Origin of the sequence: Kribbella pratensis (genome assembly GCF_004366075.1) — a bacterium.
Taxonomy (GTDB): domain Bacteria; phylum Actinomycetota; class Actinomycetes; order Propionibacteriales; family Kribbellaceae; genus Kribbella; species Kribbella pratensis.
In genome coordinates this window covers 1,851,316-1,870,761 of the sequence record NZ_SODU01000001.1, presented here as the reverse complement: position 1 = coordinate 1,870,761, position 19,446 = coordinate 1,851,316, and the positions used below count along the sequence as shown (strand labels likewise).

Below are 19,446 nucleotides of genomic sequence, written 5' to 3'. Positions count from 1 at the left end.
GCCACCCCAAGAAGCCGATCAGGCGACGTAGTCGCGGAGTTGGGGGAGGGCTCGGCGGCGGAGTTGGCGCAGGGCTTCTCGCTCCAGGGCGCGGACCTTCGCTGTGTTCAGTCCCAGTTGCGTGGCGATCTCCTCAGCAGTGGACGGGATATGACCGTGCAGCCCGTACCGGCGGTGGAGCACGGACTGGTGCAGGTCGTCGAGAAACTGGAGGTGATGGGCAAGGTCCCGGCGCAGGGCGGCTCGCAGGACGATCGGGTCGTCGTCGATGACCGGGTCGGTGTCGTCGAGATCGAGCGTCTCGGGTTGCAGCCGCCACGCCTGAGCCCGCTCGATCCGCGCGATGCTCAGCCCGGTCGCCCGCGCGAGTTCCGGCGTACCGGGTTCACGTCCCAGCTCTTGGGTCAGGTCGTGGCGCGCCGACGCCACCCGGGACGCGTCGGCGTACGCCTGGGCCGGCATCCGGACCAGGCGCGACCGGTCCGAGATCGCCCTCCCGATCGACTGCCGGATCCACCAGATCGCGTACGTCGAGAACCGGTGCCCGAGCCGATGGTCGAACCGCTCGACCGCCCGCATCAGCCCGATGTTCCCCTCCTGGATCAAGTCGAGCAATGAGATGCCCTTCCCGCCGTACCGCCGGGCGAGGGACACGACCAGGCGCAGGTTGCCCTCGATCATCCGCTGCCAGGAGTGCCGCCCGAGCGCGACCACCTTCTGCAGGTCGCGCGGATCGTGCCGCCCCGGATCGCCGGCCAGGCGCTCCGCCGCCAGCAGGCCGGCCTCGATCCAGTACGAGTGCTCGTTCACCTCCTCCAAGGTCAGTAGTTCGTGCTGTCCGATGTCACGCAGGTACGCCACCAGCGCGGTGATGTCCGCCGGTTCACAGTCGAGATCTCCCATTCCGGACCCTTCGCCGCCAATCTCCTTGCCAAAGAGAGTGCCGCGATTCGACCCACTCAGGACCGGTGACTTCGAGTATGTGGATAACTACATCGAGTCAGATCCAGGCGGGGTACGACGGCGCGAGCGCGGCGTATCGGTCGGACCAGTCGGGGATCTCGGCGTCGTCGAGCCAGGCCTCGAGCCGGTCGAAGAAGGCGTGCGTGCCGGGAATGAAGCCGCGGGCGTTCTGCTCGGACAGGCCGGTGTGGGTGAAGGTGAGCAACGTCCCGTCGCCGTCCGGGCGGAGCTCGTACCGCACGACACCGTCCTCGACGATGCGCTGGCGCCACTCGTGCTCGAGGACGTGCGGCGGGTCCCAGACGAGGATCCGGCCGGTCAGCCGCTTGGCGTCCGGCGCCGCCGGGGGATCCGTCGGGATCATCTCGATGCTGCCGCCGGTGCGTCCGTCGATCACGGTCTCGCCGAACCAGGCCTTGCGTTCGAGAGGATCGGTGAGCGCGGCCCACACCCGCTCGATCGGGTACGGAAGGTGGCGCCGGAAGGTCATGGTGGCGCGGTCGCCGTCGATGGCGAGCTCGCCCAAGCGGTCAGAACCGGTCAAGCGGTCAGAGCCGGTCAAGTGGTCAGTCATGCGGATGCTCCTCGGGGTTGTCGGCCAGATGCTGCTCGAGGGCGTCGAGGTGCCGCGGCCAGTACTTGCGGTACCGGCTGATCCAGTTCTCGATCTCGATCAGCCGGTCGGCGCGCAGCACATAGATCCGCTTCTGGCCCTCCGGCCGTACGTCGACCAGCCCGACCTCACGCAGGATCCGCAGGTGCCGCGACACCGCCGGCTGCGTCAGCCGGTGCAGATGCTCCACCAGTTCACCGGCCGGTCGCTCCCGCTCCGCGAGCAGATCGAGTACTTCCCGCCGGCTCGGCTCCGCGATCGCCTCGAACACGTCCATGCCGAGAAGTATTACAGCAAGCGTATATAGAGTTCAAGTGATATATCTCAGGCGTACGCCCGGAGGCCGCTGAGGAGGCCGTTGTGGAACGGGTTCGCGTCGACCGCGTCGAACCAGGCCGTGCCGGTGGTCAAGGGCTCCAACGGCGGGATGGTGACCGGGTCGGGGGAGGGGGTGGGAGGACCGCCGCGGAGGATCTCGTCCTCGACCTCGGGCGCGGGCATGTCCGGCAACAACACGAACGAGTCGGCGAAACCGTTCCCGGCAAAACCATCCCCAGCAAAACCCGCGAAGGTGGCAGCTGCGCGAGCCGACGCCGCGGCCGGGTCGCTGCGGATCTTCTCCAGGTCTGCAACCACGGTCTTCCAGGTGACAGTCGGGTCGCCGTAGTCGATTGCGCGCGACAGTCGGCCGACCTTGATCGGCGTCGCCTCCGGCGCGAGCGGTGTCATCAGCGACCGGAGGCCATAACGGGCCCGACCACCGACAACCACCAGCCGGATGTCGGCCTCGGTTGCCTCGATCACACTGCGGTACGTACCTGCCGCAGAACGCCGTACGACGACCAGGTCCGCGAGTGCGCCGGGCTCGAGCCGGCCGATCGGACGCGGCCAGACGCCGGACAACGCCTCACCGGGATTCGACGTCACCATCCGGACCAGTTCTTCGTCGGTGAAGACCGAATGTGTCTTGTTCCACAGATCGGCAACCTTCAACTCCCACAGGACATTTCGCGTCCCCGACGGCGCCCAGTCGGACCCGAGGCACAACCGCACCCCGGCCGCGTGCGCGGCTTTCACATCGGCCGTTGCCCCGTACAACCAAAAGTTCGAGAACGGTGACCAGACCAGACTCGAATTCCCCGCCTTCAGCGCCGCGAAATCATCGGCATTCAAGGCTCCGCCGTGAATCGCGACCAACTGCGGTTTCACCACGCCGACGTCGGCCAGCAGCCGGAACTCGGAGCGCAGTTTCGGATCCGACCCCTCCGCCGAATGCGCGATGAATCCACGCCCCGCCTGCACGGCGGCGGCGTACGGCGCGAGCGCTGCCGCACTGTCGGCAACGAGCGTGCTGACCCGGATGAAATCGTCGTGCGTCCCGAGTTTCTCCGAGTCGATGTTGCGGATCAGGTCGTTGTCCGGCGGTACGGCGCCGCGCGGGTTCCCCTGGATCGACGTCGTACCGCCGACGATCGCCCGCGTCTCGACGTACCGCAGCAGCGCCCGCCCCGCGGTGGCGCCGAGCAGGCGGGCCGGCTGGCTGATCTGTTTGCTGTACGTCGGCGCGCGGCCCCACTGGTTGTGCGAGGTCCACGGAACCGTGCGTGAAGGCTCCGTCCACAAGGGCAGGCTGTTGTACATCAAATGGTTGTGCAAATCGATCAGTCCCGGGCAGATCAACCCGCCCGCGGCGATTCGCGGCGCGTTGCCGAATCCCGCCGGGACGGGATCCAACGGCGTGACCGCCGCAATCAGCCCGTCGTCACCGACGTACACCGCGCCGCCGGACAGAACTTCCCCGCCCGATCGCATCGTCATCACGGTTCCACGCAGTACAAACATGGCCCACCCTCCCGTAGAATCCCCGTTGCCGCCCCTGATCATGAGCGTATCGCCGAGGGGGAGGTAGTTCGATGGGTGATTTCGATCCAGGCCCGCCGGTCATGGTGGCGCGGCACTTCGCGAAAGTTCCCAGTTACGCGGATTTCCGGGAATTGTTCTGGTACGACTGGGGCCCGGTCTTCTACCGGGGACGGCTCAATCGCAAGGCGCGGCTGCTCGCGATCGCGTCCGACCCGGGCCCGACCGAACGCATCGCGGGCCGCACGCTGGTCGGCGACGCCGGTCAGCGCGTGCAGGGCTTCCTGGGCAAGCTCGGCCTGACTCGCAGCTACGCACTGGTCAACGCCTACGCCTACGCGCTCAGACCGTCTCGCGCACAGCAAGCGGCCCCACTGCTCTCCAGGCCTGACCAGCTCGCCTGGCGCAACACCTTGCTCGACCTCATCACCGGCCCCGAGTTGCAGGCGATCGTCGCGTTCGGCGCCCAGGCGCGCTCAGCCGTTCAGCTGTGGGCCGACAGGCCCGACATACCGCTGTTCGAGGTGCCGCACCCGTCGAGCCGCAGCCCGAAGGTGCTGATCGACAGCTGGCGGAACGCGATCACCGAGCTGCGGACGATCGTGACGCCGGATCCGGACGGCGACAACACGGTCCCCAACTACGGCGTGAAGTTCGCCGAGTCCGACTATGCGCCGATCCCGCCGCGGGACCTGCCGTTCGGCGTACCGTCGTGGCTGGGGAACGACGCCTGGGGACGCAAGGACAAACCGCGGCACAACAACAGTGTCGAACGTCCCGGCACCGACCTGTTGAACACTCTCGTCTGGCGGGCGCCGAAGCTCGGCTGAAATGGTCCGTGGCTGGCGCTACCTTGGTCGGATGCGAGTCGCCACGTGGAATGTGAACTCGGTCAAGCAGCGGATGCCGCGGCTGCTCGACTGGCTCGACGAGCGGCAGCCGGATGTGGTGTGCCTGCAGGAGACGAAGCTGGCGGACGACGCGTTCACCGCACTCCTGGGTGAAGAGCTGACCGCCCGCGGCTACGAGACCGGCCTGTACGGCGCCCCGCAGTGGAACGGTGTCGCCCTGCTGTCGAAGGTCGGACTCGAGGACGTGGTGATCGGCGTGGAGGGCGCGCCGGGCTTCCCGGACCCGGAGCCGCGCGCGATCGCGGCGACCTGCGGCGGCATCCGTGTCCACTCGCTCTACGTGCCGAACGGCCGCGTCCCGGACTCCGATCACTACCACTACAAACTCGCCTGGCTGGCGGCGCTGACCGAAGTCGTGGCGAGCGGACCGGCCGATCAGATCGTCTGCGGTGACATGAACATCGCTCCGACCGACGCCGACGTCTTCGATCCCGCGGCGTACGTCGGTCAGACGCATGTGACCCCGCCCGAGCGGCAGGCGCTCGCGGAACTGATGGCCGCGAAGGACCTGCACGACGTCGTCCGCGACCGCTGGCCGGACGACCGCATCTTCAGCTACTGGGACTACCGCGCGGGCATGTTCCATCAGGACCTCGGCATGCGGATCGACCTGATGCTGGCCACCGAACCGGTCGCCGAGCGGGTCAAGGCCGCGTGGATCGACCGTAAGGCACGTAAGGGCACCGGCCCGAGCGACCATGCCCCGGTGATCATCGATCTCGACACCGCACCGGATGGCGACATCGGTCCGGTCGTGCCACCGCCGTCCGCGCCGCGGACCGGCCGGAAGAAGACCACCAAGCTTCCGCAGAGCCGCTGACATGCGGCGCTTCGCTGCGGTCGCGATCCTGGTGCTCGCGACCCTCACCGCCTGCAGTGACGACAAGGCTGACGACAAGCCGCAGCCGATCGCCTGGACCAAGGTCGATGTCGGCCCGGCGGAGCCTGTCACGCTGACCGCCAACGACAAGCAGTTGCTGGTCGGTCTGCGGCACCGCGGTGCCAAAGTCGTCCCGGAACTCCAACTCCTCGACAGCACGGGTAAGCGCACACCGATCACGGTGAAGCCCAACCCGGCCAGCCCGTACGCCTTCGAGGCGATCTGGTACTCGATCGCGTACGACGGCAAGCAGCTCCTCGCGCTCGGTGGAGCCTCCGGCGGCGCGCACTCCAACACCCGTTGGACGGTCTGGACCGGCACTCCGCAAACCGGACTCGTCGAGAAGCCCCAGAACTTCTTCACCTTCGGCGGCCAGGACGCCGGCGACCTGTACAGCGCCGTCATCACCCCGAGCGGCGGCGCGCTGCTCGGCTCCTGGGGCGGCGTGCAGACGGGCAACGACGCGATGGTCTGGCTGCCGCAGAGCGACGGCAAATGGGTCAGACAGGACCCGTCGAAGACCGCGTTGCAAAGTACGCCGTCCCTCCTGGTCGGGCCGGGCTTCGGTACGACGCTCGGCGACGGCATCGTCCTCGTCGGGTCGCAGGTCCGGCTCGAGCCCGGCACCGTCGCTCAGGAGGCGGCGGTCTGGCGATCCACCAAGCTCAACCAGGGCTGGACCCGGATCGTGCTGCCCGATCCCGGCGGCCGTAGTCAGGCCAAGACCGCGACCTGCGCGAAGGACTGCGTGATCTCCGGGTACGTCGACGGTCAGCTCGCGATCTGGCAGCTCGATGCCTCCGGGACGGCGAAGCGGCTCCAAGGCGTGCCGTCGATCCCGGTGGGGGACAAGGACAAGCTGCCGCCGCCGATCCTCGACGGCGACAAGGTCGTCCAGGTCGTTGCTCAGGACAACAAGGTGAAGGTGCTCACCGGCCGGGACGGGCAGTGGACCGTCCAGGACGCGGTAGGGCCGGAGGGCAAGGTGACCGACGCCGTACTGATGCCGGATCGCAAGCTCTACCTGATCGCCGGCACCTCGCTCTGGCAGACCACGCTCAGCTGATCAGACCCTTCACGTACGCCGCCTGGCCCGAGTGCTGCGCGCAGTCGTCGATCACGCTCACCAGCCGCACTCCGAGCGTGACCGGCGGGTTCCATCGACGGTCGACGATCCGGTCGAGGTCGTCGTCGGTCAGCGTCCGCAGGAACTCCGCGGTCCGGGCGTGGACGGCGTCGTAGTACCCGAGCAGCTGATCCGCCGAGAGCTTCACGAGCCCGACCTGGTCGGACGTGTGCGCATACCCGGTGTCGGCCTCGTCGAGCGGCAGTCCGAGCCGCTCGAACCATCCGTCGGCGGTGTAGACCTGCTCGTACCCGCCGGCGTCCGCCAGGTGGTCGTCCTGAACCCGGGTCAGGTGCCAGACCAGCCAGGCGATCGAGTTCGCCGTGTCACTCGGCCGCGTCGTGAGCGTCTTGTCGTCGAGCCCGGTCACGACGTCGTGCAGGACCTCCTGGACCCTGCTGTGTGCGTCGAGGAGCAGTTCACTTGTCTTCATACCTGCCACCGTAGTCTTCGCTACAGACAGTTCAACGAGAGGGAGAACCGTGGAATATCGCACTCTCGGCGCGAGTGGCGCCGTTGTCTCGACGTACGCGCTCGGCACCATGACGTTCGGCAACGAGACCGACGAGGCCGGGGCGCACGCGCAGCTCGACCGGTACGTCGAGGCGGGCGGCAACTTTGTCGACACCGCGGACGTGTACACGGCCGGGGTGTCCGAGGAGATCGTCGGCCGCTGGCTGGCGAAGAAGAGCGCCGACGTCGTTCTCGCGACGAAGGGCCGGTTCCCGACCGGTGACGGGCCGAACGACGTCGGTACGTCGCGTCGGCACCTCCGCAAGGCGTTGGAGGCGTCGCTGCAACGACTCGGGGTGGACCACATCGACCTGTACCAACTGCACGCCTGGGACCCGGTCACGCCGCTCGAGGAGACGCTCAGCTTCCTCGAGGACGCCGTACGCGCCGGCAAGATCTCGTACGGCGGCCTGTCGAACTTCACCGGATGGCAGTTGCAGAAGGCCTGCGACCTGATCGCGCACCGCGGATGGTCGCCGCTCGTCACGCTCCAGCCGCAGTACAACCTGCTCGTCCGGGAGATCGAGTGGGAGATCGTCCCGGCCGCGCAGGAGAACGGGCTGGGTCTGCTGCCTTGGTCGCCGCTCGGTGGCGGATGGCTGACCGGCAAGTACTCGTTCGAGGAGGAGCCGGCAGGTGCGACGCGGCTCGGTGAGAACCCGGACCGCGGTGTCGAGTCCTGGTACCGCCGCAGCCGAAACCAACGCGTCCGCGACGTGGTCGACGCGGTCCGCGAGATCGCCGAGGCCCGCGGGATCTCGATGGCACAGGTCGCGCTCGCGTGGCTGGTCGACCGGCCCGCGATCACGTCGGTGATCCTCGGCGCGCGCACGCTCGAACAGCTCGACGACAACCTGGCCGCGGCGGACCTGCACCTCACCCCGGAGGAGACCGCGAAACTCGACGAGGCCAGCGATCCGGGCGCGGCCGACTACCCGTACGGCGGACCAGGCATGGCCCAACGCGGGCGACCGATCGCCGGTGGGCGCTCCTGAGAGAATCCTCAGCTAGCTGAGGGATTCTGAGAGGAAAACACCCCGGCGTTCAGCACGAGTTCGTCTTTCGGGGTTTCGTCGGGCCGGGGCGCTGGCGGAGGCTTGGGGAGCCGACGAGCCACCATCGGGGTGGCTCCCGGCTCGCACAGCCTGAAGGAGAGTCAGCAGTGTTCGTTCGCAGCAGGCGCAGGCTTGTCCTGGCCGCCGGACTCGGCGCGACGCTGGTCGCCGCAGCCACCGTCCCGGCCGTTGCCCTGGGCCACAATCAAGGCGCACCCACGACCACTCCGATCGAGCACCTGGTGGTGATCTTCCAGGAGAACGTGTCGTTCGACCACTACTTCGCGACGTACCCGAACGCTGCGAACCCGGCCGGCGAGCCGGCGTTCACGGCCGCCGCCGGCACGCCGGGAGTCAACGGCCTGAACACCCCGCTCGCGGCGCCGAACAATCCCAACTCGACCCAGCCCTTCCGGCTCGGCCGGGACCAGGCGCAGACCTGCGACCAGGACCACAACTACGCCGACGAGCAGAAGGCGGTCGACGGCGGACTGATGGACAAGGTCGTCGAGACGGTCGGGCGCGGTGACGGCACCTGCGCCGACTACGGCCACGGCAAAGGCCTGGTGATGGGGTATTACGACGGGAACACCGTCACCGGTCTGTGGAACTACGCCCAGCATTTCGCGATGAGCGACAACTCCTACGGCACGACGTACGGTCCGTCGTCTCCCGGCGCGGTCAACCTGGTGTCGGGTCAGACGCACGGCTTCAGCGCGGACGGCGACGCCGTACCGGCCGCCACCGGGACGATGATCGGGGATCCGCAGCCGGCCGGCGACAAGTGCAACACGCGCGACAGCTCTACCGTGACCGACCCGAAGAACAAGAACGTCGGCGACCTGCTGAACGCGAAGGGCGTCAGCTGGGGCTGGTTCCAGGGTGGATTCGCTGACTGTACGGCGAAGCACACCGACGTCGGCGGGGTCAGCAGCGTCGACTACATCCCGCATCACGAGCCGTTCCAGTACTACAAGAGCACGCAGAACCTGCAGCACACGCCGCCGGCATCGGTCGAGGAGATCGGTCACAACGGTCCGGCGAACCACCAGTACGACCTGAAGGACTTCTGGGCCGCCGTCGACAACGGCAGCATGCCGGCGGTGAGCTACCTGAAGGCAGCCGCGTACCAGGACGGTCACGCCGGCTACTCGACCCCGCTGGACGAGCAGCACTTCGTGGTCGACGCGATCAACCGGCTGCAGAAGACGAAGGACTGGAAGAACACCGCCGTCGTGATCGCGTACGACGACAGTGACGGCTGGTACGACCACCAGGTCGGCCCGGTGGTGAACCAGTCCAACGACCCCGCGCACGACGCACTGACCGGAACGAACTGCGGGACGAACCCGGCCCGGATCGCCGGCGGCTATCTCGACCGCTGCGGGTACGGCCCGCGGCTCCCGCTGCTCGTCGTCTCGCCGTACGCGAAGCGGAACTTCGTCGACCACACCACGACCGATCAGACCTCGATCCTCAAGTTCGTCGAGGACAACTGGAAGACCGGCCCGATCGGCAACTACTCCTTCGACGAGAAGGCCGGTTCGCTGAACACCTTGTTCGACTTCGACCACAAGAACAAGGCGCTGTACCTGGACCCGGTCTCCGGTCAGCCGGTGGAGCACTAACATTCAACAGCGACGCGGAGAGCGGCGTACGCACCAAGCGCACGCCGCTCCTCCGCGAGCTGTGTGGGCATGATCCCTCCCCCTGAGGAGAGCCGATGACCGATGGCAGTCCGATCGGGGACGTGGTGGCGCGGATGCGGCAGCGGGCCGATGAGCTGCCGCCGGAGCTTGCGCGGCGGCGGTTCTTCCTGGAGACGTATCTGCGCACCACGCAGGCCGTGGGACGGGCGATCGACCAGGGCTTGTTCGAGGATCCGGCATGGGTCGAGGTCTGGGACGTGAAGTTCGCCGAGCTGTATCTGCGCGCCCACGACGCGGATCTCGTGACACGGGCGGCGGAGGGCAGCGACGTGCCTCGCCCGTGGCGCCTGGCGTTCGATGCTTCGCCGGAACTGCCTGCGTTGGCGCACGTGCTGCTCGGCATCAACGCGCACGTCAACTACGACCTGCCGCAGGCGTTGCTCGCGGTCATCGGCGACGACGACTTCCTGGATCCGCAGCTGATGGACAAACGCCGACGCGATCACGAACGAATCGACACTGTGCTCGCGGAACGTGTCGCGGCGGAGGACGGTGAACTCGCTGCGACCGGCCCGCGCAGCCTGATCGATCGCGTCCTCACGCCACTCAACCGGCTGGCGTCACGACGCTTCCTGCGCGAGTCCCGGCAGAAGGTCTGGCACAACACAGTCGAGCTGCAGCAGGCGCGTGTACAAGGCAGCTATGAGAAGCGGCTAGGCGAGCTAGAGGTGCTGAGCGCGGCGAAGGTCGCGGATCTGCTCAGACCAGGACAGGTGCTGTTGCGGCTCGCAGTGACCGGCTTCGGCGTCACCCTGCCACCTCCCTAGCTCGGGAGCACGCCAGACCAGAGCACGCCCAACGCAAGGCAAGCAAGCGTGACCAGACCGAACACACCGACCCACATCAACGCCGGTACGCCGGTAAGCCGCCGGAGCTGATCCGCGTCGGAGCTGCGTCCCTGACCGTGCCGCCGCGAGCGCTGCAACTCCAGCACGGCACGTGGCGCGGCCAGCAGCAGGAACCACGTGAGCAGGTGCGCGAAGGTGGACTGCACCGAGGGAGAGCCCCACCACGTCACGCTGAACACCACGGCGCCGAACACCAGCACCGACCACAGCCCGAACAGGTTGCGGATCTGGAGCAGCAAAATCACCAGCGCCGCGAGCAGTCCCCACAGCAGCGCAACGGCGTACCCGCGACTGAGGACGAACGCGGCAGCCAGGCCGAACAGAGCGGGACCGGGGTAGCCGGCGAGTAGTACGGCGATCATCCCACCGCCGGTCGGCTTGCCACGGGACACCGTGACGCCGGAGGTGTCCGAGTGCAGCCGGATCCCGGACAGCTTGCGGCCGACCAGCGCGGCGATCAGCCCGTGCGCGCCCTCGTGCGCGATCGTCACGACCTGCCGCGTGTGCTTCCAGATCGGGCGCCAGGCGATCAGCAGCAGCGCGGCCACTCCCGTACCGATGACCAATTGGAGCGACGGCTCCGGCTGAACCGACGTGATGTTGTCCCAGAACTCCTTCACCCGCCCATCCTTGCAGCCAGGTGGTCAACTACTGGGGAAGGGGATGTGGACGGTGACTCGTTCGCGGAGTTGTTCGCTGATCAGCCACAGTTCGCCGCCGGTGATCACGAGATGTCCTGGTGGAACGGCGTGGCGGGCCGTTGACATCGCCTGGTGCGCGGATCACGGTGGAGGGATCGCGGCCCGGGGAGGGGCCCGCCGTATTGGGGGGACAATGTCTCAACCACGCACGACCAAACGCCAAGCCAGCAAGACAGCAGCCAAGAAGACCGCAGCCAACAAGTCGGCAGCCAAGAAGACGGCAGCGAACAAGACCGCAGCAAAAAAGCCAGCAACGAAGACCGCGGCGAAGAGGACGACGGCCGGCAAGACGACCGCCCGCCGGCCCGCGGTGCGGGAAACAGCCGCGACGGATGCAGCGGCCGCTGTCCCGTTGGCGGACTTCCTCGACGCGGCCGGCACGCTGACGCTCGACCAGCGGAAACTCCTGGTGGATCAGGCACTTCTGCTGCTCAGTGAGAACTACGTACACCTGCCGTTGAAGGTCGCGATGCACGCCGTCAACCCGTTGCAGCGGCTGCGCGTGATGCGCGCGCGGATGGAGCGTCAGACGGCGGAGACGATGCAGGCCGAGTGGCTGTTCCATCGTGAGATGTCGAGCATCTTCCACTCGGTCCGCGATCTGCACACCAACTACCTGCTGCCGGCGCCGTTCGCCGGGAAGATCGCGTTCTTGCCGTTCATGATCGAGAAGTGCCACGACGCGGACGGCCCCGACAGCTCCGAGCACTACCTGATCACCCGCACCATCACGGGCTACCAGGCCCCGCAGTTCGGCCCGGGCGCCGAGGTGACGCACTGGAACGGTACGCCGATCGCTCGCGCCGTCGCGCTCAACGGCGCCGTCTTCGCCGGGAGCAATGAAGCTGCCAACCTGGCCCGCGGCCTGGAGTCGCTGACTCTGCGCCCGCTGGTCATCCAGGCCCCGCCGGACGAGGACTGGGTGACCCTGACGTACGTCGGCCTCGACGGCTCGGAGCAGGAACTGCGCGAGCAGTGGAAGGTCACCACGAACCTCCCGCCGATGACGGACCTCGACGCGATCAGCGAGGCCTCTGCGTTGATGGGTCTCGACCTCGACTCCGACGAGAAGTCGCGCGCGAAGAAGGCGCTGTACGTCCGTGACGTCGTCGAACTGGAACGCGGGCAGAGCTCGGCCGAGCTGGCTGCCCCCGCGGCGGTCACCGGCGCGGATCTGCCGACCACGATGCCCGGGGTGTTCCGGGCCCGTGAGGTCGTGACGCCGTCCGGGACGTTCGGGCACCTGCGGATCTTCACGTTCAGCGTGCAGGATCCGGTCGCGTTCCGGGACGAGTTCGTCCGGCTGGCCGCGGCGCTGCCGCAGAACGGCCTGATCGTGGACGTCCGGGACAACGGCGGCGGGCACATCTACGCCAGCGAGTTCACGCTGCAGACGATGACCCCACGGCGGGTCGCGCCGGAGCCGGTGCAGTTCATCAGTTCGCCGCTCAATCTGCGGATCTGCCGCCGGCACCAGGACAACCCGGCCGGGATCGATCTCGGTCCGTGGTTCGACTCGCTGGACCTGGCGATCGAGACCGGGGCACAGTACTCGGCGGCGAAACCGATCACGCCCGAGGACGGCGCGAACGACATCGGCCAGACGTACCACGGACCGGTCGTCCTGATCACCGACGCGCGGGTCTACTCGGCGACCGACATCTTCGCGGCCGGGTTCGCGGACCACGAGATCGGCACGATCCTCGGCGTCGACGACAACACCGGCGCGGGCGGCGCGAACGTCTGGACACACGGTCTGCTCGCGGCCCTGCTGAACGAGCCGCCGCCACCCGACGAGACCTCGCCGTACGTCGCGTTGCCGAACGGCGCGAACCTGCGGGTCGCCATCCGGCGCACCCTGCGGGTCGGGAAGCTCGCCGGTACGCCGGTCGAGGACCTCGGCGTCAAGCCGCAGGAGACCCACCGGATGACGAGGGCCGACCTGCTCGAGGGCAACGTCGACCTGCTGAACAAGGCCGGCGAGCTGCTCGCCGCGCTCCCGGTCCGCCGACTCGACCTGAAGACCTCCTTCAGCGGTACGACGCTCACCGTCGCGATAGATGCCCTGGGCATCGACCGCGTCGACCTCTACGTCGAAGGCCGCCCGATCAGCTCCGAGGACTACACCGCCCCGGTGAGCATCGACATCCTGGACGTGACTCCAGGCCAGCTCCTCCGCGCGGACGGGTACGACGCGGGCGATCTCGTCGCATCCCGGCGGCAGGTCGTCTAGAAGGGCGGACCGCCACCACTCACCAACCGCGGCCTGGCCGCTTGTTCGAGCGTGACGCGCGCTGCGCCGGGCGGGTTGGTGAGTGGTGCAGGTCCGCTAGGTTCAACTCATGCCGACTCTGCACCTGACCGCCGACGAAGAGGCGATGCTCGGCGGCCGGGACGGGGACGGCGTGGCGCTCGCGATGCGGGTGATCGTCGGGCAGGCGCGGATCTCGGACGCGCCGCGGCTGGTCGAGATCACGTCGTCGCACGTCGACTCGTGCCTGTACCACGGTCGGGTCAGCCTGGACTTCGCGCACCGCCTCGTCGACCTGGGCGCCCGGGTACGCGTGCCGGCGACGCTCAACGTGGGCTCGACGGACCTCATCCATCCAGACCTCGTCCGGGATCACGAGCTCGCGGCGGCGGGCCGGGAGCTGATGGCGGCGTACGTCGAGCTCGGTTGTACGCCGACGTTCACCTGCGCGCCGTACCAGCTCCCGAATCGCCCCGCGCTCGGTGAGCACATCGCGTGGGCGGAGTCGAACGCGATCGTGTTCGCGAACTCGGTGCTCGGTGCGCGCACGGATCGGTACGGCGACTTCCTCGACGTCTGCGCGGCGATCACCGGACGAGCGCCGTACGCCGGACTGCAGACTCCCGAGGCGCGGCGCGGAACTATGGTGTTCGACTGCCGCCCACTGGGCGAGTTCACCGACCTGACATATCCGTTGCTCGGTCATCACATCGGATCGGTGGTCGGCGCCGAAATCCCTGTACTGCTGGGGATTCCGTCCGACGTGGGAGAGGACGACCTGAAGGCACTCGGGGCGGCCGCCGCATCGGCCGGCGGTGTCGCGTTGTTCCACGCGATCGGTGTCACGCCGGAGGCGCCGACATCGATCGACGGTCTACCTGTGCGAGTGGTTGACCTCGAGACACTGCAGCGCGTCCGGCGCGAGTTGTCGACGGTCGCGTCGGAGTTGGATGCAGTGAGCATCGGTACGCCGCATGCGTCGTACGCCGAATGTGTCCGGCTGTCCGAGCTGGTCGTGGGACCGCCCTTGAAGTTGCCGTTCTACCTGTCGACTGCTCGTGCGACCCGCGAGCGCCTGGCCGAGAACGGCGTACTGCAGGTGTTGGAGGCCGCCGGGGTAACGGTCGTCGTGGACACCTGCACCTACATCACGGCAATCCTGTCGCCCACCTGGAAGTACGTGATGACGAACTCGGGCAAGTGGGCGCACTACGCACCCGGCAACATCAACGTCTCCGCCATCCTCGGCTCGCTCTCGGAATGCGTCGCCTCGGCCCGCGCCGGCCACGTGGTGCTCGACTCATGATCATCCACGGCCGAAGCCTCCACCCCGGCACCGCGACAGGTACGCCGATCCGCCTCACCGCGCCGCTGTCCTTCTGGGGCGGCACCGACACCGAGGGCCGCATCGTCGACGCGCATCACCCGCAGTGCGGCGCCGTCCTCACCGGCCGAATCCTCTTGATGGAATCCGGCCGCGGCTCCAGCTCCGCCTCCAGCGTCCTGGCCGAACAGATCCGCGCCCGCACCGCGCCCGCCGCGATCATCCTGTCCCGCCCCGACCCGATCATCCCGCTCGGCGCCCTCATCGCCGCCGAGTTGTACAACCTCAATCTCCCGGTCGTCGTCGCGTCGTACGACGCCATCCCCGCCGGCGCCCTAGTGCAGGTCACCGACGGCACGATCACCTGGTGACCGACGCATCAGTACGGCGGTTGCCGCGAACAGGACCGCGCACGCGGTGAGTGCGAGCGGGAGCGTGGTGAGCCGGGCGATCGCGGAGATGGTGACACCGCAGACGATCTCGCCCAGGTACTCCAGTTGCGCGAGGAACGAGTGCGTGGTCGCGCGGATGTCGGCAGTCGTACGGGCGTTGACCCAGATCGTGCTGATCACGCGAGTGAGCGGCGTGACAATCCCGTTCAGCAGTACGACGGCGATCGCGCCGAGGACCGGATCGCGCGCGAACGCGAGTAGCAGCATCGCGAGCACTCCGACGAGGGCGGCCAGTGCGTAGTCGGTCGCGGCGTGCGCGCCGTTGATCCGTTGCGTGACGAGTCTGAGTACGACGGCGCCGACAACCAGAGCGGTGACGCCGAGGGCGGTGAACCAGACGATCGGGTCCGGCGCGCTCGGCAGGCCCAGGTCGAGAAGCTGCTTCTGGGTAAGGCGTCCGGCGGCATCCGAGGCGCCGTTGACGAGGAAGGTCGCGACGAAGATCAGCAGGATCGCACGGCTCCGTCGTACCAGCGTGACGCCGCGACGGAAGGTGTTCCAGGACGCCGACCAGCGGGCGGTCCGAGTGGGAACGAAGTTGTGTTCCGTGAAGCGGAACGCGACGTACAGCCCGAGGGCCCCCATCGTGGCGCCGGCGATCACGATGGTGAGGTCCCGCCGGGTCGCCCAGGCGAGGAGCCCGAGGAGAACGAGACCGGTCGCCGCGCCGGCCAGCTGTGCGCGGGCGGCCCGCGCGAGGACCACATTGATCTCCGACGGCCGATCCAGTTCGTCGGTGATCAGCGCGACGTCGGATCCGCTCGCGAAGGTCCACGAGATACCCCAGAGGACCTGGGTGGCGAGCAACGCGGGGAACGACTCGAACAGTCCGGTCGCGAGCATCGACGTACCCATCAGCACCTGGGAGATCACCAGGGACCACTTGCGGCTGATCGTGTCGGCGATGACGCCGGCAGGTACTTCGAAGACCAGCGCGAACGCACTCTGCACCGACCCGATGAGCACGAGCTCGGCGGGGGAGAGTCCGGCGTCGACCACCAGATAGACGCTGGTGACCAGCCACCACCCGTTGTGCAGGACCGCTCGCAGCCACGTCCACCGGATGAAGACCGTCACCATGCGAGCACTCTCCCGAGGACGGCACCTCGCGTCGACCGATTTAGCCGGGGCCTTCACCGTGCCGGTGTGAGTTGGTTCATATTGTTCGCAACTATCAGCATGTTGCGATAATTTGAAAGAGTGCCAGAGATCACACAAGAAAACGAATGACCGTTCTTGATCTGAGGGCGGCCGGCGGCGCAGGGTGGAATTTCAGAGAACGAGCGTTCGGTTTGATGTGGGGGTCGGCATGGCGCAGGTGACTCTGGAGCGGGTAGGGCAGCCGAGTGTGCCGGAGCTGGGGCGGCATCGCGGTGGGATCTGGCGGATCGTCAAGGAGATCGCACTGCTCGCCGCCCTGTTCGGGGTCTACAACCTCGGCCGCTTCCTGTCCGCGGAGCATGCGGGGTCGGCGTTCAAGCACGCGGACGAGCTGATCCGCTGGGAGGCCTGGCTCGGGCTGCCGAGCGAGGCGACGATCCAGCATCACGCGCTGAAGATCGACGGCCTCGCCCAGCTCGCCAACGTGTTCTACGCGAGCGTGCACTTCCCGCTGACCGCGGTGGTGCTGCTCTGGTTGCTGATCCGCCGCCAGGCCGAGTACGGGAAGGCCCGCTGGGCGCTCGCGTCACTGACCGGGCTGGCGTTGATCGGGCACATGTTCTTCCCGCTCGCCCCGCCCCGGATGATGCCGGGATGGGTGGACACCGGGGTGTTGCTCGGTCAGTCGGTCTACGGACCGAGCGCGCACTCCGGGGTCGCGAACCAGTTCGCCGCGATGCCCAGCCTGCATGTCGGCTGGGCGTTCATGGTCGCGGCCTTCCTGATCCGGACGACCCGGTCACGGTGGCGCTGGCTGTGGATCGCACATCCGTTGCTCACCTTCACGGTTGTCGTGGTCACCGCGAACCACTACTGGCTGGACGGGTTGGTGGCGATCGCACTCGCCGTACCGCTGCTCCTGATCTTCAACAGCTCCTCGTCGCCGCGGACCAGGAACGGCGCGCGGTCCACGACCAAGCGTGCCGTCGCCGCGCCGATGTCGAACCAGAGCCCGATCAGCTCGAGCCGGCCTTGATCCTCGGCCGCGCGGACGCACGGAAAACTCCGCAGATTCTCCAGCTGTACGGCGACGTTGGCGACGGACAGCTTGTCGGCCGGCGACAACTGCACGCCGGTCGCCGGGTCCACGATGTCCGGGAGCGCGACCGCTCGCCGTACCGACGGCTCCAGGTGCCGTAGCCAGTTCTCCAGTCCCGATCCTGCGGGTACGTCGGCCGCGAGCGCGGCGGCCGCGGCGCCACAGGAGGAATGGCCGCAGACCACGATCGACTTCACCCCGAGGACGTCGACCGCGTACTCGATCGCGGCGTCGACGGAGTTGCTGTTCGATCCCTTGGGCGGCACGAGGTTCCCGATGTTGCGCACGCAGAACTGGTCGCCCAGTCCGCTGGTGGTGATCATCGTCGGCACGATCCGCGAGTCCGCACACGTGATGAACAGGTGTGCCGGTTGTTGCCCCTCGGCCGCGAGTTTCGCCAGCAACGCCCGGATCGGTACGTCGTCCAGTTGCTCGCCCAACCGGTCGCTGCCGGCGCGGTACACCTCGACCGAGCCGCCGCGCGCGACGTGCCCGCGCCGCCAGTCCTCGATCGCCTCGGATGCCGCGTGGTCCAGATGATTCACCGTCAGATCGATCCGAACCGTCGCGCCTTGCGGAATCGATCGCAGCGTCCGCACCAGCGACGCAACTCCGAGGAACACCAGCGAACCACGGATCCGTACCGTCCACACGCCGTCCGCCTCGGTCGCTGTCACGGTTGCCCGCGCGAGCCGGTACAGCACGCGTGCGAGCGCAAGCACAAGCCCGAGCAGCACGCCTTCGGCTAGTCCCAGTACGCCGACGCCGACCGCGGTCACGACGTACACGAGCAATTCGTCGTGCCGGCGCAGTGTGCGGATGTGGGCGAGCTGCACCAGGCGTAATCCGGTGACGAGCAGTACGCCGGCGAGCGCGGCCATCGGGATCAATTCGAGCATTGACCCCGCCACGAGCACGAACGCTGCGATCCACACGCCGTGCAGGATCGCCGACGCGCGGGTGCGGGCGCCGGCCGCGACGTTCGTCGACGAGCGCACGATCACGCCGGTGACGGGCATCCCGCCGAGCGCACCGGACACCGCGTTCGCGGCGCCCTGGCCGATCAGTTCTCGATCGAGATTGCTCCGCCGACCGCGATGAAGCTTGTCGACGGCAACGGCCGACAGCAACGACTCGACGCTGGCGACGAGGGCAACCGTCAGTACGGCGGTGGCGATCTCGAGTGGTGTGCCCTCGGGCATCACCGGGAGGATCAGACTCTGCAGCGGGTTGTCCGGCAGGTCGACCCGGGTCACGTCGGGCATGGTGACCGCTGCTAATGCGGTGACCGCCACGACGGCGACGAGTGGTGCCGGAATCACCTCTACTTTAGGGATTCGCGGCCAGGCGAGAACGATCGCCACGGTGAGTACGCCGGCCACCACCGAGTGACCGTGATGCGCGATCAGCTGCGCGGGGAGCGCGGTGACATTGGAGATCAACGAGCTCTGGGCTTTGCCGCCGAGCACCACGTGCAGCTGCTGGACGGCGATCGTGATGCCGATCCCAGCGAGCATGCCGTGGACGACGGCGGGGGAAAGAGACAGTGCCAGTCGACCGATTCGGGTGACGCCTAGCAGGATCTGTAGCAGGCCGGCCGCACAGGTGATTGCGGCGGTCGCGGCCCAGCCGAACTGCATGACGAGTCCGGCGACGACAACGGTCAGGCCGGCGGCCGGGCCGCTGACCTGGAGCGGGGAGCCGCCGAGCGCGCCGGCGACGACACCGCCGACCACCGCGGCCACCAGGCCGGCGATCAGCGGTGCCCCGGACGCGGCGGCGATTCCTAGGGAAAGCGGTATTGCGATCAGGAAGACCACCAGCGAGGCCGGTAGGTCATGATGCAGAACGGTCTTCCAGGACAGACGGTCGCTGGGGGGAGAGTGGGAAGTGGTCGGCACGGGTCCTCCGGCGTCGGTGCTCAGGATTGCTCGGGCATCAGGCGTCGAAACAAAGAGTGTCGATCTGGTTACCCATCGTACTGACCCGATCAAGCCCAGAACAGCGACAATTCAAATTCGTTGCCTTCGGCCCGCGGCG

17 protein-coding genes and 1 pseudogene are annotated in these 19,446 nt (G+C 67.9%); 10 read left to right on the top strand and 8 right to left on the bottom strand.

All coding sequences use genetic code 11. The annotated features are described in order from the left end of the window. Positions 1–18: 18 nt before the first annotated feature. From EV137_RS08845 to EV137_RS08830, 4 genes are all read right to left on the bottom strand, one after another. Complete coding sequence (locus EV137_RS08845; protein WP_134127727.1) at positions 19–903, bottom strand: sigma-70 family RNA polymerase sigma factor; 885 nt, start codon at positions 901–903, stop codon at positions 19–21. Between the two features lie 97 nt (positions 904–1,000). Continuing rightward, positions 1,001–1,537, bottom strand: a complete 537-nt coding sequence (locus tag EV137_RS08840; protein ID WP_134127725.1) for an SRPBCC family protein — start codon at positions 1,535–1,537, stop codon at positions 1,001–1,003. Further along, entirely contained in the window at positions 1,530–1,853 is a 324-nt protein-coding gene (locus EV137_RS08835; RefSeq protein WP_133999804.1) for an ArsR/SmtB family transcription factor, read from the bottom strand. The genes EV137_RS08840 and EV137_RS08835 overlap by 8 nt, the downstream gene beginning before the upstream one ends. 47 nt (positions 1,854–1,900) lie before the next feature. Then, the gene (locus tag EV137_RS08830; RefSeq protein ID WP_166679801.1) at positions 1,901–3,394 is read right to left on the bottom strand and encodes an amidohydrolase family protein; all 1,494 of its coding nucleotides are present in this window, start codon (positions 3,392–3,394) and stop codon (positions 1,901–1,903) included. 95 nt (positions 3,395–3,489) lie between these two features. On the opposite strand from EV137_RS08830, the gene EV137_RS08825 reads away from it, so the two are divergent. Genes EV137_RS08825 through EV137_RS08815 form a run of 3 tightly spaced genes read left to right on the top strand, consistent with a single transcriptional unit; the run spans position 3,490 to position 6,293 of the window. After that, a complete protein-coding gene (locus EV137_RS08825) occupies positions 3,490–4,266 on the top strand; it encodes a uracil-DNA glycosylase family protein (protein ID WP_134127720.1) in 777 nt (258 codons plus the stop codon). Between the two features lie 31 nt (positions 4,267–4,297). Then, positions 4,298–5,167, top strand: a complete 870-nt coding sequence (locus EV137_RS08820; RefSeq protein ID WP_134127718.1) for an exodeoxyribonuclease III — start codon at positions 4,298–4,300, stop codon at positions 5,165–5,167. Between the two features lies 1 nt (position 5,168). Beyond that, positions 5,169–6,293: a hypothetical protein gene (locus EV137_RS08815; RefSeq protein ID WP_134127716.1), complete on the top strand. Its 1,125-nt coding sequence runs from the start codon at positions 5,169–5,171 to the stop codon at positions 6,291–6,293. Here the strand turns inward: EV137_RS08815 and EV137_RS08810 are convergent. Beyond that, positions 6,286–6,786, bottom strand: coding sequence for a mycothiol transferase (locus EV137_RS08810; protein ID WP_134127714.1), 501 nt, complete (start codon positions 6,784–6,786; stop codon positions 6,286–6,288). The genes EV137_RS08815 and EV137_RS08810 overlap by 8 nt on opposite strands. Before the next feature lie 49 nt (positions 6,787–6,835). Between EV137_RS08810 and EV137_RS08805 the strand changes: the two genes are divergently transcribed. The 3 genes from EV137_RS08805 to EV137_RS08795 all read left to right on the top strand — a co-directional run bounded on the left by EV137_RS08805 (position 6,836) and on the right by EV137_RS08795 (position 10,397). Continuing rightward, positions 6,836–7,861: an aldo/keto reductase gene (locus tag EV137_RS08805; protein ID WP_134127712.1), complete on the top strand. Its 1,026-nt coding sequence runs from the start codon at positions 6,836–6,838 to the stop codon at positions 7,859–7,861. A 167-nt stretch (positions 7,862–8,028) separates the two neighbouring features. Beyond that, a complete protein-coding gene (locus EV137_RS08800; protein ID WP_134127710.1) occupies positions 8,029–9,549 on the top strand; it encodes a phospholipase C in 1,521 nt (506 codons plus the stop codon). Between the two features lie 95 nt (positions 9,550–9,644). Next, a complete protein-coding gene (locus EV137_RS08795; RefSeq protein WP_134127708.1) occupies positions 9,645–10,397 on the top strand; it encodes a DUF5995 family protein in 753 nt (250 codons plus the stop codon). Here EV137_RS08795 and EV137_RS08790 read toward each other — a convergent pair. After that, a complete protein-coding gene (locus tag EV137_RS08790) occupies positions 10,394–11,098 on the bottom strand; it encodes a M50 family metallopeptidase (RefSeq protein WP_133781438.1) in 705 nt (234 codons plus the stop codon). The two genes, EV137_RS08795 and EV137_RS08790, sit on opposite strands and share 4 nt — an antisense overlap. A 214-nt stretch (positions 11,099–11,312) precedes the next feature. On the opposite strand from EV137_RS08790, the gene EV137_RS08785 reads away from it, so the two are divergent. The 3 genes from EV137_RS08785 (at position 11,313) to EV137_RS08775 (ending at position 15,125) form a co-directional block, all read left to right on the top strand. Next, the gene (locus EV137_RS08785) at positions 11,313–13,412 is read left to right on the top strand and encodes a S41 family peptidase (RefSeq protein ID WP_238175176.1); all 2,100 of its coding nucleotides are present in this window, start codon (positions 11,313–11,315) and stop codon (positions 13,410–13,412) included. Between the two features lie 109 nt (positions 13,413–13,521). Next, complete coding sequence (locus EV137_RS08780) at positions 13,522–14,736, top strand: aconitase X (RefSeq protein ID WP_134127705.1); 1,215 nt, start codon at positions 13,522–13,524, stop codon at positions 14,734–14,736. Next, on the top strand, positions 14,733–15,125 hold the full coding sequence (locus EV137_RS08775) for an aconitase X swivel domain-containing protein (RefSeq protein WP_134127703.1): 393 nt from the start codon (positions 14,733–14,735) through the stop codon (positions 15,123–15,125). Before EV137_RS08780 ends, EV137_RS08775 begins: the two co-directional genes overlap by 4 nt. On the opposite strand, the gene EV137_RS08770 is transcribed toward EV137_RS08775, so the two are convergent. After that, a complete protein-coding gene (locus tag EV137_RS08770; protein ID WP_134127701.1) occupies positions 15,090–16,286 on the bottom strand; it encodes an MFS transporter in 1,197 nt (398 codons plus the stop codon). The two genes, EV137_RS08775 and EV137_RS08770, sit on opposite strands and share 36 nt — an antisense overlap. 229 nt (positions 16,287–16,515) lie before the next feature. Here EV137_RS08770 and EV137_RS08765 point away from each other — a divergent pair, with 229 nt between their 5' ends. Beyond that, positions 16,516–17,343, top strand: coding sequence for a phosphatase PAP2 family protein (locus tag EV137_RS08765; protein WP_202870844.1), 828 nt, complete (start codon positions 16,516–16,518; stop codon positions 17,341–17,343). A gap of 14 nt (positions 17,344–17,357) precedes the next feature. On the opposite strand, the pseudogene EV137_RS08760 reads toward EV137_RS08765, so the two are convergent. Beyond that, a pseudogene (locus EV137_RS08760) lies at positions 17,358–19,307 on the bottom strand (bifunctional SulP family inorganic anion transporter/carbonic anhydrase); the annotation flags it as partial. Positions 19,308–19,446: the final 139 nt, after the last annotated feature.